This is a genomic window from Amycolatopsis cynarae (assembly GCF_026802195.1).
Classification (GTDB): Bacteria; Actinomycetota; Actinomycetes; order Mycobacteriales; family Pseudonocardiaceae; genus Amycolatopsis_E; species Amycolatopsis_E rhizosphaerae.
Genome location: NZ_CP113836.1, coordinates 7,159,952 through 7,172,650, shown reverse-complemented (window position 1 = coordinate 7,172,650; position 12,699 = coordinate 7,159,952). Strand labels below are relative to the sequence as shown.

Annotated in this window: 11 protein-coding genes and 1 CRISPR repeat array (1 of these 12 running past the window's edge); of the genes, 4 read left to right on the top strand and 7 right to left on the bottom strand. The window is 70.3% G+C overall.

Annotated elements, in window-relative coordinates; all coding sequences use genetic code 11:
* Positions 1-24: 24 nt before the first annotated feature.
* Positions 25-945, bottom strand: a complete 921-nt coding sequence (locus ORV05_RS34875; RefSeq protein WP_268756125.1) for an NAD-dependent epimerase/dehydratase family protein — start codon at positions 943-945, stop codon at positions 25-27.
* Positions 946-1,066: 121 nt separating this feature from the next.
* Here ORV05_RS34875 and ORV05_RS34870 point away from each other — a divergent pair, with 121 nt between their 5' ends.
* Entirely contained in the window at positions 1,067-2,017 is a 951-nt protein-coding gene (locus ORV05_RS34870; protein ID WP_268756124.1) for a GlxA family transcriptional regulator, read from the top strand.
* 12 nt (positions 2,018-2,029) lie between these two features.
* Here the strand turns inward: ORV05_RS34870 and ORV05_RS34865 are convergent, their stop codons facing one another.
* The 4 genes from ORV05_RS34865 to ORV05_RS34850 form a co-directional block, all read right to left on the bottom strand.
* On the bottom strand, positions 2,030-2,470 hold the full coding sequence (locus ORV05_RS34865; protein ID WP_268756123.1) for a macro domain-containing protein: 441 nt from the start codon (positions 2,468-2,470) through the stop codon (positions 2,030-2,032).
* A gap of 76 nt (positions 2,471-2,546) precedes the next feature.
* The gene (locus ORV05_RS34860; protein WP_268756122.1) at positions 2,547-2,903 is read right to left on the bottom strand and encodes a DUF5959 family protein; all 357 of its coding nucleotides are present in this window, start codon (positions 2,901-2,903) and stop codon (positions 2,547-2,549) included.
* A gap of 60 nt (positions 2,904-2,963) precedes the next feature.
* Positions 2,964-3,380 carry a DUF4267 domain-containing protein gene (locus ORV05_RS34855; RefSeq protein ID WP_268756121.1) on the bottom strand — a complete coding sequence of 139 codons (417 nt, stop codon included), beginning with the start codon at positions 3,378-3,380 and terminating at the stop codon, positions 2,964-2,966.
* Positions 3,381-3,423: 43 nt separating this feature from the next.
* Complete coding sequence (locus ORV05_RS34850; protein ID WP_268756120.1) at positions 3,424-4,065, bottom strand: hemerythrin domain-containing protein; 642 nt, start codon at positions 4,063-4,065, stop codon at positions 3,424-3,426.
* Between the two features lie 114 nt (positions 4,066-4,179).
* Here ORV05_RS34850 and ORV05_RS34845 point away from each other — a divergent pair, with 114 nt between their 5' ends.
* The 3 genes from ORV05_RS34845 to ORV05_RS34835 all read left to right on the top strand — a co-directional run bounded on the left by ORV05_RS34845 (position 4,180) and on the right by ORV05_RS34835 (position 9,519).
* Positions 4,180-7,440: a BTAD domain-containing putative transcriptional regulator gene (locus tag ORV05_RS34845; RefSeq protein WP_268756119.1), complete on the top strand. Its 3,261-nt coding sequence runs from the start codon at positions 4,180-4,182 to the stop codon at positions 7,438-7,440.
* Positions 7,441-7,696: 256 nt separating this feature from the next.
* Complete coding sequence (locus ORV05_RS34840) at positions 7,697-8,845, top strand: sensor histidine kinase (protein WP_268756118.1); 1,149 nt, start codon at positions 7,697-7,699, stop codon at positions 8,843-8,845.
* Positions 8,842-9,519, top strand: coding sequence for a response regulator (locus ORV05_RS34835; protein WP_268756117.1), 678 nt, complete (start codon positions 8,842-8,844; stop codon positions 9,517-9,519). The genes ORV05_RS34840 and ORV05_RS34835 overlap by 4 nt, the downstream gene beginning before the upstream one ends.
* Here the strand turns inward: ORV05_RS34835 and ORV05_RS34830 are convergent.
* Complete coding sequence (locus tag ORV05_RS34830; RefSeq protein WP_268756116.1) at positions 9,510-10,382, bottom strand: CPBP family intramembrane glutamic endopeptidase; 873 nt, start codon at positions 10,380-10,382, stop codon at positions 9,510-9,512. The genes ORV05_RS34835 and ORV05_RS34830 overlap by 10 nt on opposite strands.
* Positions 10,383-11,034: 652 nt before the next feature.
* Positions 11,035-11,361, bottom strand: coding sequence for a helix-turn-helix domain-containing protein (locus ORV05_RS34825; protein WP_268756115.1), 327 nt, complete (start codon positions 11,359-11,361; stop codon positions 11,035-11,037).
* 271 nt (positions 11,362-11,632) lie between these two features.
* Positions 11,633-12,699: direct repeats of the CRISPR family, unit length 28 nt; unit sequence GGAACACCCCCGCGGGCGCGGGGAAGAC (it continues 1,402 nt past the right edge of the window).

Genomic DNA, 12,699 nt, shown 5'->3' with positions numbered 1-12,699 from the left:
ATCGCACGAGCGATGTGGCCGACCTCACTTCGCCGAGTCGTCGATCAGTTCCCGCACCACGTCGTCCAGCGGGGTTGCCTTCAGGCCGAGGATCCGTTCGGTCTCGGCCGAATCCAGGATCGCGGGCCGGTCGAACAGGTAGCGCATCTCGCGGATCTCCGCCATGATCGCGTCCGCACGCGCGAACGCGTCGAACTCTTCGTCGGACAAGCGCGTCACCTCGGCCGTGGGCGCACCGGCCGCCTCGGCCAGTTTCGCGCTCAGCTCGGCCACCGAAGCCTCGCTGGTCGAGGGAACATGCCACCCGCGTCCCCACGCCCGGTCGTCCCGGCTCGCCGCGATCAGGGCACGGGCGGCGTCACCGGGGTAGGTCCAGCTGTGGGGCACGTCCGGGTCACCGGCGTACCGGGCCGGTGACCCGGCCAGGATTCCGGGCACGACGGTCAGCGTGTACAGCGAGGCCGCCGACGGCCCGAAGAAGTCGCTGGCGCGCACTTCCGTCACCCGCACCCGGCCCGCGTGGTGCGCGTCCAGCGCATCCAGCCACATCTTGGCGCGCACCCGCCCCTTGACGGTGGTCGGCGCCATCGGCATTTCCTCGGTGAAGGGGCCGTCGACCGGCCCGTAACCGTAGACGTTGCCCAGCATCACGTAGTCCGCACCGGTGCGTTCCGCGGCCGTCAGCAGGGCGGCCGCCAGCGGCGGCCAGCCCGTGGGCCACAGGTTGTAGGCGGGCATGGCGCAGTTGAAAAGGGTGGCGGCCCCCTGGGTCAGCGCGGCCAACCGCTCCGCGTCGGCCGCGTCGGCGGCGACGCGTTCGATCCCCGGGTGATCGGGTCCGCTGCCGCTCCGGGTGATCAGCCGGACCCGTTCCCCCGAGTCGGCCAACTGCCGCGCGGTGGCCGCTCCCGTCGCCCCGGCACCGACCACTACCTGCAAAGACATCCGCTGCTCCCAAGACGATTTCGGAGGACTCGCGGCCCACTCCGGACCGCTCCATCCACTGTGCTCGGCAGCGCGGCGCTACAGTAGTGGCCTGAATGCCACATTCCCCAAGGAACTGGCCATGCATCGGATCGCCGTCATCGCGGTACCTCCCGTCACGACCTTCGACCTGTCCATCCCCGAACTCGTGTTCGGCGTGGTCGGGATGGTTCAGGACGCGCCGGGCTATGAGGTGGTGCTGTGCACGGCGGATCCCGGCAGGGTCCCGGGCGCCGGCGGCATGGACATCGTGATCGGCCACGGGCTCGACGCGGTGGAGGACGCCGACACCGTGATGGTCACCGGAACCGGTGCCGCGGTGGTCGACGTCCGGGTCCTGACCGCGCTCCGGTTCGCCGCCGCGGCGGGCAAGCGGGTCGCGGCGATCTGCACGGGGGCTTTCGTGCTCGCCGAGGCGGGTTTGCTGGACGGAAGGGACGCCACCACCTACTGGGCGCGCTCGGCCGAACTGGCCCGCCGTTTTCCCGCCGTGAACGTCCAGCCCGACGTGCTCTACGTCCAGGACGGGAACATCCTGACCTCGGCGGGGCTTGCCGCCGGTATCGACCTGTGCCTGCACATGGTCAGGACCGACTACGGTGCCGCGGTGGCGAACACCGTCGCCCGGTACGTGGTCGTCGCACCGGTACGCCCCGGCGGCCAGGCCCAGTTCATCGAGTCGCCGCTGCCGCCGGAACGCGGCACCTCACTGGCCGCCACCCGGGAATGGGCCCGGCAACGGCTCCAGGAGCAACTGACCCTCACCGATCTCGCCGCACACGCGAACATCAGCGTCCGGAGCCTGACCCGCCGGTTCCACTCGGAAACGGGACTCAGCCCGCTGCAATGGCTGCTGCACCAACGGATAGACCGCGCACGGGAACTGCTGGAGACGACCACCCTGCCGATGGACCAGGTCGCCCGCCTGAGCGGAATCGGCACGAGCGAGTCACTGCGCCAGCACCTGGTGCGTCGCGTGGGGCTGACCCCCAGCGCGTATCGGGCCACGTTCCGGCAGACACCCGCCTCGTGACCACGCGTTGCTTCACGGGACGTAAACAAACACCTCGACGCCCGCCAATCCCCCCAGTTCCCGCTCGACAAGGGGGCCGACCACATCCCAGTCGAGACCACCGTTTCCACAGCCGAGCGGTGGCACCGCGACCGAGCGAAGACCGAGCTCCCGAACAACCCGGCGCAGGTCTTCGAGCCCGGCCTGGATGTCGGCAAGGCGAGACTTCGAGCGCCAGTGGTTCTTGGTCGGGAAGTTGATGACGTAGCGGGGATTGTCGTCCGCGGCAGTCGCGTGCACGAACATCTCACCGAGCCTTACCTGCCCCTGCTCGCACGCCACCGCGTACTCCCGGAAATTCTCCGGGAAAGCCCGCTTGAACTGCAGTGCGATCCCCTTGCCCATGACGCCCACCGTGTTGACCGCGTTGACCAGGGCATCCGCCTTCGACTCGAGCAGGTCACCGCTCGTCATACGAACAACCACCGCACCACCTCCGTTCGACGCTTGGCGCATCGTCGCAGGCACCACCGACAATTCCGGTGCGGCATCAGTGCGCAGGCGGGGACCCGGCTCGCCATTCGTAGACGCCAGGCGAGGGCTCCAGCACTTCACTCGGCCAGGCCTCCCGAACCGACCTGAGCCGGTCCCTGTGGTCGTCGATCCACCCGTCAGGAACAGGCAACTCAAGGGTGACCGACGCACCCGAGGAAGGCCGGTCGATGACGGTCACCTTCACGGAGCCGTCCGAGTCCGGCGCGGACACATCGATCTCCGGCGAACGACCATCGTCCAGCCACCGAATGTTCCGCCCCGCGGACAGCGAATCCAAAGAGGACTCCCAGTCCTGCAGATCCGATGGCATAAGCACGAGCTCAAGCTTCCCGCCCACGAACTCGGTCGCCACGATCACCTCGGCGACGAGGTGGTCGTGGAGTTGGAGGCACTCGCGGGTGTAGCGACCCTGCTAACGCAGGGCGGGGACCGGGGCGGCGGTGACCCTGCGAGTCTCGCGCAGGGTCAGTAGACCGGTGACGACGACCAGCGCCGCGGTCAGACCGTGGACGCTGAACGCGACGGTCGCGGAGCCGCCGTGGGCGAGCACGTTGGTCATGTCGCCGAACGGGGTGAGGGCCTCGACCAGCAGGACCCAGCCCAGGGCGCGGCGGTGACCGGTCAGCAGCAGGACGCTCAGGACCAGGCCGGACACGATGTCGCGGATGCCCTTCAGGATCAGGAAACCGCCACCGTCGCCGGAGGGCCAGCTCGGCAGGCCGAAGCCCGGAGCGGTGGTCTCGGGGGTCAGGACGTAGGACATCCCGATGTAGAGGATGAAGAGGATGCCGGCGGCGGCCAGGACGGTGTTGATCTTCTTCAGCGACATTGTCGTCTCCTTGCGAGGCGCGTTCGTGTGAGGGAGGGCAGGGTCAGGCCGCGCGGACGCGGCGCATGTGGCGGGTGTGGCGGGGACGGCCGATGACGTGCCAGATGCCGCGTACCGGTGCGGGGAGGACGGACAGGAGCGTGGCGCGCTCGGCCGGGTTCGCGTCCTCCAGGACGAGGCCGAAGAGCGTCAGCAGGGTGAGCTTGGGCGTGTTGGCCACCAGGTGCTCGCCCAGGGAGGCCCATTCCTTTTCGGTGACGTGCTTGGCCGCGAGCGGAAGAAGAGTGGTCTCCTCGTCGTCGAGGTGTTCGAGCAGAACCGCCCGGTGATCGGCGAGGACCGCCACGAGGGTGTCGCGCTCGGCGGCTCCGGCGGTGGCCTCCCACACGGGGACCACGGTGTCCAGCCTGGTCATGGTGGCCGAGATGCGCTCGTGCTGGGCCTCCATGCGCAGGACGATGTCCGCCTCCAGATCGACCCGGGAGAGGAGCGGCGGCCACAGCAGCTCGTCCTCGCCCTCGTGGTGGTTCTTCAGTCCCAGCCGGTAGTCGCGGAAGTGGTCGGCGATCACCTTGGCGCGAGCGGTGTCGCCCGGGGCGACCGCCTCGACGAGTTCCATCAGCAGTCGCGACTCGCGGCGGAAGGCGCGGTGGACGATCTCCATGTCCTGGGTGTTGACGGTCATCTGTTCCTGCCCTTCATCAGTTCGACGTGATCAAGACTGCTTCCGGGGGTTTGGAAGGCACTTGGAGTCGACTTGGAACCGTTTGAAGCGGCCGCGCATACGATGTGCCACGTCATGGTCTTGATCCGGGTGTTGGGCTCGTTCGCGGCCGAGGCGGGCGGTGAGCCCGTTCCCCTCGGCGGGCCGCGGCAGCGCGGCGTGCTGGCACTGCTGGTTGCTGCGCGCGGGCAGGTCGTCTCGGTCGACCGGATGGTCGAGGACCTGTGGCGCGGCGAACCGCCGTCGCGCGCTCTGGCGTCGTTGCAGGCGTACGTGTCCAACCTGCGCCGCCTGCTGGAACCCGGCCGCCCGCCGCGAACCCCGGCACGCCTGCTGGTAAGCGCATCGCCCGGCTACGCGCTGCGGCTGCCACCGGGGGCGGTGGACGCATGGCGCTTCGAGGAGCTGCTCGACGAGGCCCGTACGCTCGTTGATCCCCGTGATGCCCGCGCCCGGTTGGACGAGGCGTTGGCGCTGTGGCGGGGACCCGCGTTCGCCGAGGTCGTCGACGAGCCGTGGGCCGCCGCCGAGATCGCCCGGCTGGACGAGTTGCGCCTGGCCGCCCGCGAACTGCGCATCGCGGCGGGACTGCGGCTCGGCGACCCCGCGGCGGTGGTGCCCGAGGCGGAGGGCCTCACCCGCGACGATCCCCTGCGCGAGGAGGGTTGGCGCCTGCACGCCCTCGCGCTGTGGAGCAGCGGCCGCCAGGCCGACGCCCTGGCCGCGCTCCGCCGCGCCCGCACCACCCTCGCCGACGAACTGGGCCTCGACCCCGGCCCGGACCTGGTGGCCCTGGAAGAGGCGATCCTCACCCAGCGCACGGACGTCCTCCGTGCGGCAGCCCCTCCGCCCCCCGCAGTCGCGCCCCGGCCCCAGGCAACCGCGCCGGCGCCTCCGAAAAACGGGCCCGGCGCGACCAGGTTCGTGGGGCGGGAGGGCGAGCTTGCGGCGCTGGTGGCAGCCGCCGGGGAGGCCGCCACGGATGGGGTGCGCGTCGCGCTCGTCACCGGGGAGGCGGGGCTCGGCAAGTCGACGCTGCTGGAGCACCTCTGCGCGCGACTCGAACAGGAAGGATGGCTCGTGGCCACCGGGCGCTGTCCCGAGGTGGACAGCGCGCCGCCCGCGTGGGCGTGGGTCGAGGCGCTGCGCAAGGTGGCCGTGAGCGTTCCTCCGGGTGAGTTCGCGGACGACCTGGCGCCGCTGCTCTCCGACTTCGCACCGGTGGACGGTGACGCGGTGGCCGGACGGTTCCGGCTGCGGCAGGCCATGTGGAACTGGCTCGCGGCGGCCGCCGCCCGCCGACCGGTCGCCATCGTCCTCGACGACCTCCACTGGGCGGACGCCGCCACACTGGAACTGCTCGGCGGCGGCGTCGGCGCGCGGGCCCCGATCCTGGTCGTCGCGGCGTACCGCGCGGACGAGAGCGAGCGCCTCACCGAGGCGCTCGGGTCCCTCGCCCGCACCGCGCCCCTCCGGCTGGACCTGCCCGGGCTGAAAGGCGACGCCGTCGGGGAGCTCGTACGCGCCGAGTGCGAGGCCGACGACGCGACCGTGGCCGGGATCGCCGAACGGACCGGCGGCAACCCGTTCTATGTGCGGGAGAGTGCGCGGCTGCTGAGCGGCGAGGGCGCGCTGGTCGCGCTTTCCGAGGTCCCCGAGGGCGTACGGGACGTGTTGCGGCGCCGGCTGGCAAGGCTCCCCGAGAGCAGCGTGTCCATCCTGCGGCTGGCGGCGGTGGCCGGCAGGGAAAGCTCGGTGGACGTGCTCATGCAGGCAGCCGACTCCGACGAGGACGGCGTGCTGGACGCGCTGGACGCGGGCGTCATCGCCGGGTTGCTCGACGAGCCCGGGCCCGGGCGCGTCCGGTTCGTTCACGCGCTGGTCAGGGACACCCTGGTCGCCGACGTCAGCAGGTTGCGGGCCACCAGGATGCACGCCCGGATCGCCGCCGCTCTGGAGGGCACCGGTGACGTCGCCGCCCTTGCCCACCACTATGCGCGGGCGGGATCACCGAAGGCCGTCCGCTATTGCGTGCGGGCCGCCGAGCTGGCCGAGGCGCGCTACGCCCACGACGTGGCGGTCGCGCTCCTCACCGACGCCGTCACCAACTCCAGCGAACCGGACGAGCGCGTCGGCCTGCTCGGCAGGCTGATGCGCGCGCAGATCAGGGCCGGGGCCGTCGCTGGCGCGAGGGACACGCGCGAACAGGCCGTGGAGTACGCCGAGTCGATCGGCCGCGACGACCTGATGATCGCCGCGTTCACCGCCTGGACCGAACCCACCGCTTGGCAGGCCCGCACCTACGGCACGGTCGACCGTCCCATCGTCGACCGCCTCAGCCGCCTGCTCAAGCGGACCGGCCTCGCCCCCGACGTGCGGTCCCGCCTCCTCACCGCCTACGCCGATGAACTGGTGGGCGAGGACGATCCGACGGTCATGGCGGCGGCGCGGGAAGCACTCGACCTCGCCACCGATCCCCGCCTCCGGGCCGCGGCGCTCCTGGTCCTCGGCCGCGACCCCGGGCGGGAGGAGTACTCCCGCGAGCTGGTGGAGATCGGCGTCGAGCACGACCTGCCCGTCTACCGTGTGACCGGGCTGCTCAACCAGGCCACGAACGCCGCCGCGGCCAACGACCCGGCGACCATGCGCCGCGTGACCGAGGAGGCGCTCGAGCTCGCCCGCGCCTACCGGATGCCGGAGGCGATCGCCGTCGCCGAGATCGCGCTGGCGACCCTGGTGCTCATCGAGGGCCGGTTCGCCGACGCCGAGCGCCTCTACGTCGAGGCCACCGAACGCATGGAACGCGCCGGATCGGTGCACGTCGGCTTCCTCCGCCTCGCGCTGGCGGCGATCTGGCTGAACGACGGCACGCTCGGCGACCATCTGGACGACGTGCGCGCCCTTCACGAAACGTTAGGCCCGATGGTCGCCGACCTGCTCGCGCTCGCCCTCCACGCCACCGGCCGCAGCGACGAGGCACGCCGGGCCCGCACGTCACCGAGCCCGATCCGGCCCGACTTCTTCTTCACCTTCCTGACAAGCCTGCGCGCGATGGCGATCGTCGCGCTGAACGACCGCGGCGCCGCCGAGAAGATCTACGCGGACCTGCTCCCCCACCGCGACGGTCCCCCGGCCGGGGCGGTGAGCCTGTCGCTGGCCCTGCGGCCGGTCGCCCACACGCTCGGCGAACTCGCCCTCCTCCTCGGCCGCGCCGACGAGGCCGTCGCCCACTTCGCCCGAGCCGCCGCCATCGCCGACCAGTGGAAGGCCCCCCACTGGGCCGCCGAAGTCCGGACACACGGGCGTCTCAGCCGGAACGCTCCGCGACCTCTGTGAGGCGCTTTGTCGCGCTATGCCGGGAAGTCGACCAGCCGGGAGCGCGCCGCGGCAGTGGCCGCCGCGCGGGACACGAAAAAACCGCCCTGACCTTTGTCAGAGCGGCTCATCCGAACGTGGCCAGGGCCGGGTCGAACCGGCGACCTCCCAATGAGACCCGAACTGAACCCCTCGGCGAAGCCGACCTTCGCCCTCACGGCGCTGCCCTTGAGGGCGAAGTGGCCTGGTCGGCGATCGATTGGTCTAGACTGCCCTCATGTCGACGCGTCCGGCGCGCTGGTTCACCAGGCTGGCGTCCGGTCCCGTCCTCGCCCTCGTGTTCACCGTCCTCGGTTTCCTGCCGTTCACGGCGATTCTTAGTGCGACCTTCGGTGATCTGCCGAAACGACCGGCCGATGTGTTCGCGGTGATCCTCACGCTGGGCATGACCCTGCCGCTGGCCATCCGCCGGCGCTGGCCCGCTGGGTCGTTCGCGGTGATCGCGGTGTGCTTCGCGGTCCACGAGTCGGTCGCCTACCCGGCCACGGCGGGCACGCTCGGGCTGCTGATCGCGCTCTACTCGGTCGGCTCGCTCCAGGACAGCCATCGCGGGGCCGTGGCGATCGCGAGCACCGTCGGCTACGCGGTGTTCTGCTTCGTCCTGTACCTGCGGCACTCGCCGAACGGGCTCGCCGACTTCGTGCTGTTCTACGTGGCGGCCCTGGTGGGAGTCGGGATCGGAGTGCTGGTGCGGACCCGGCGGGCCGAGGAGGTCGCGCGCCGGCGGCTGGAGGCCGAGGCGGCGAAGGCGGCGGAGCGCTCGCGTATCGCCCGCGAGCTGCACGATGTGGTGACCCACCACGTGACCGCGATGGTGGTGCAGTCCAGTGCCACCAAGTACTTGACCGCTTCGCCGGAGCAGGTCGCCGAATCGCTCGACACCATCGGCGACACTGGTCGCCAGGCGCTCAAGGAGCTGCGGTCGCTGCTCAGCGTGCTGGAGGCCACCGGCGACCAGCCGTCGGCGGGCAAGTCCCCAGCGCTCGACGACGTCCCCGATCTCGTGGCCGTCACCAGAAACGGCGGGCAGCCGGTCGAGTTGGTCGAGGTGGGCGAACGGACGGCGCTGCCGGAAGCCGCCGGACTCACCGCCTACCGGGTCGTGCAGGAGGCACTCACCAACGCGGTCAAGTACGCCGGTGGTCATCGCACGGTCGTCCGCATCGGGTACCGCACGGACGGGGTCGACATCGAGGTCGCGAGCGAGGGCACCACGGCGACGCCGGACCGGAGCCTGTCCGGCGGCCGCGGGCTGAGCGGGCTGAGGGAGCGCGTGCAGGGGGTCGGCGGGGAACTGAGCGCCGGCTCCGCGGCCGACGGGGTGTTCCGGGTGCGCGCATCAATTCCGACAGGGAGCAGGGCATGACCGCACCGATCCGGGTGCTGATCTGCGAGGACCAGGCAGTCATCCGCGCCGGCTACGCCACGATCTTCAACGCGCAGCCCGACATGGAGGTCGTCGGCGAGGCGGCGGACGGCCCCGCCGGACTGGAGGCCGCCCAGCTGCTCGAGCCGGACGTCATCGTGATGGACATCCGGATGCCCCTGATGGACGGCATCGAGGTCACGAAGCGGCTGGCCGGCACCGGCGCGGCGAACCCCGCGAAGATTCTGGTCATCACGACCTTCAACGTCGACGAGTACGTCTACGCGGCATTGCGGGCCGGGGCCAGCGGTTTCCTGCTGAAGGATTCGCACCCGGACGAGCTGGTCAACGGCGTCCGCACCATCGCCCGCGGTGAGTCGCTGCTGGCCCCGGCCGTCACCCGCGCCCTGATCGGCCAGTTCGCCGAGCGCATCCGCCCGACCGCCGACGCCCCCCGCCAGCAGGCCCTCAAGAGGCTCGCGCCCCGCGAGCGGGAGGTGTTGGGCCTTATCGCGAAGGGCCTGTCGAACGCCGAGATCGCGGCCGAACTGGTCATCAGCGGCGAAACCGTGAAGACCTACGTCTCGCGAATCCTGACGAAACTCGATCTGCGCGATCGTGCCCAGGCTGTCGTCCTGGCCTACCGGACGGGACTGGTCGGGGTTCACGACTGAGCCTCGAGCCGCGCGGTGGTCTCGGTGTTCTTCGAGCGGAACGGCACGACGAGGCCTCGGCGCGAGGCCTTGCGGAAGAGGAACACGGCGGGCACCAGGCAGGTGACTACGGCGATCAGGCTGGCTTCCGGGCCGAACGACCCACCGGTCAGCACGGCCGGACCGGACAGCGCGGTGTTGAACAAGCCGCTCGCGGTGTTCGAGGCCCCGGAAACGGTCGTGCCGAACACGCCGCCCTGGATCAGGTTCCAGGCGAAGTGGAAACCGATCGGCAGCCACAGCGAACGGGTAAAGACGTAGCAGATACCCAGCGTGATCCCCGCCTCGATAGCGATGGAGATCGCACCCCACAACGTCGCACCGGAGTTGAGCAGGTGCGATCCACCGAACAGCACAGCCGACAGCGCCAACGCAATCCACGTGCCGAGCCGGTCCTGCGCAAACCGGAAGATGACCCCGCGGAAGAGCAGCTCCTCGTTGACCGCAGCGCTCGCCATCATCCCGATGCTCGCCACGAAGCCCCAGAACGAGCCGGTGGAGAAGTGGTCCCAGCCGCCGAAGATCCCGATCAACAGCATCGTCGCGACGAAGGCGCCGGCACCGATGGCAGCTCCGCGCAGGAGGCCTGGCCTGGCCTTCTCGCGGGCCAGCTCAGGGACGCTGTCGCGCTGCTCGAGCCACCGCGACAGCCGGGTGTAGGCGAACAACCCGGCCGCCGCGGTCCCGAGGCCGACGACGAGCGAGAGGGGACCGAGGCCGCCGACCGCGGCGTTGACGAGGCTCGCCACCACCATCACGACGATCATGGCGACCAGCAGGATCGGGAACCCGAACTTGGGGAAGGACTTCATTTTCGTTGTCATGCCAGGAAAACTAGGCTCCCGCGGGCCCCCGGAAGTCCCCTCGGGAAGGACACTCGCGTGTAGCTCCCACGGGGGACAAACCCTCAGGCGCTGAACCCCAACCTCTTGCCGGTTGTTGATCTTCTGGCGGGAGGTTGCTCCGGGCGCCCACATTGTGCAGGAACCGCGCGCCGCCGATCGGATGGAAGCCCGTATCGAGGGGCGGCCATCGGCTGTCAACCAAGGTCAACACCGGCCAGACCGGCGCCAGGCCCCGGACACGAAAAAACCGCCCTGACCTGTGTCAGAGCGGCTCATCGGACCGTGGCCAGGGCCGGGGTCGAACCGGCGACCTTCCGCTTTTCAGGTCTCAGGAAGTCCGTTCGCCTCCGTTCTTCAGTCGCAGAGTGCCAGGTCAGAGGGCTTCGCGCACTGTCAAGAACTCCGGCGGCCGTAGGCGACTGAGACCCAAACTGAGCACCTTGTGCACCTCAACCCAGCGACTACTCCGCCCGAATTTTTGGCGGACCATAGTGGCATGCGCCCGTCCCGCGAAACCCCAGCGAGGAGAGCACGGGAACGGGCCACTGCAGGGACCACTAGGTCTGCGAAGTGAACGGGGCACCTGCCGGACATCGAGGGCCCCCTTTGCATCTCCAAGCAACTTCGCCGACTATGCCGTCGTCCGATATCCGGGATGTCCTCGCAGCAGCGCCCGGTAGAACATCAGCAACGCGTCCTTCTCTGCGCGGGTGAGCTTCTTGTGGCCGAGGATCTTCGCTTCGACCTCGTCCTGGGTTTGTCGGTAGGCATGTAGTGCATCTTCGGTGATGTCGAGTTCACGACACAGTTCAGCGAGCTTGGTGGGCCATGCGGTCTCGAGTTCCCAGTCGGAGATGGTGACTTGGGAGACTCCGACGAGGTCAGCGAGGCCTCGTTGGGTGTACTGCTTCATTCTGCGGGCGCGTCGGATCTCTTCGCCCCAACCTTCCAATGCCATACCGTGATCATAGCCTGTACCGCCAATACAGGCAATCAGACCTTTTCAGGGCAGCCCCTGCTGGCCTCAACTCCCCCAGTTGACACCTGTCAAGGCGAAAGCACTACGAGATGACCATCCCTGCCTGCTGCGAGACCTTCTCTTCCAGCTGCGAAACACCCACGGACGCGGGGAACGCCGGTGACACCCTAAGCGCCATCGCGGCCCGGGGAACACCCCCCGCAGACGCGGGGAAGATCCGCCGACGTGCCGCTCCTCGCCGGTCTCGGTGGGAACACCCCCGCGTGCGCAGGGAAGACAACGTGATGAACGCGGTGCCGGATGCGCAGGCGGGAACACCCCCACGTGCGCGGGGAAGACCGGCTGCTGCTGTCGTTGGGGCGTCTTGGGGTCGGGAACACCCCCGCGTGCGCGGGGAAGACCCTGTCAACACCTACTCGGCAGTCGTGCATCAGGAACACCCCCGCGTGCGCGGGGAAGACTAGGCCATCACCTGATCTGCATACTGGCCGACGGGAACACCCCCGCGTGCGCGGGGAAGACTCCACACGGCTTCACCCGGCCGTCGGTTCCCCGGGAACACCCCCGCGTGCGCGGGGAAGACTAGGCACCGTCGCCCGGCACCTTGTTCGTCGAGGGAACACCCCCGCGTGCGCGGGGAAGACACGCCGTTGAGCAGCACGGATCCGGTGCCGGTGGGAACACCCCCGCGTGCGCGGGGAAGACGTCCACGCGCCGCGAGATCAGTCCACGTACTACGGAACACCCCCGCGGGCGCGGGGAAGACGGCTCGTGCGGTCAACTTCTCGGCCAGATCTGGGGAACACCCCCGCGGGCGCGGGGAAGACGTCCGGCCCCGTGATCGCGCCATCCGTCCCCCGGGAACACCCCCGCGGGCGCGGGGAAGACCGGGTGGAGGTTCGGGGCAGGGCGGCAACCCTGGGAACACCCCCGCGGGCGCGGGGAAGACTGCTTGACGCGGTCGAGCAGGTCGCGCGGTTGGGGAACACCCCCGCGGGCGCGGGGAAGACCGGGTGGAGGTTCGGGGCAGGGCGGCAACCCTGGGAACACCCCCGCGGGCGCGGGGAAGACTGCTTGACGCGGTCGAGCAGGTCGCGCGGTTGGGGAACACCCCCGCGGGCGCGGGGAAGACGAGATGCGGGGCGAGGTCGCGCTGGTGGGGCGGGGAACACCCCCGCGGGCGCGGGGAAGACGGCGACATCGCCACCACCGGCGCCAGCGCCCCGGGAACACCCCCGCGGGCGCGGGGAAGACCGGATGCGCCCAGCCAGGGTTACCGGGGTCCCCGGAACACCCCCGCGGGCGCGGGGAAGACGT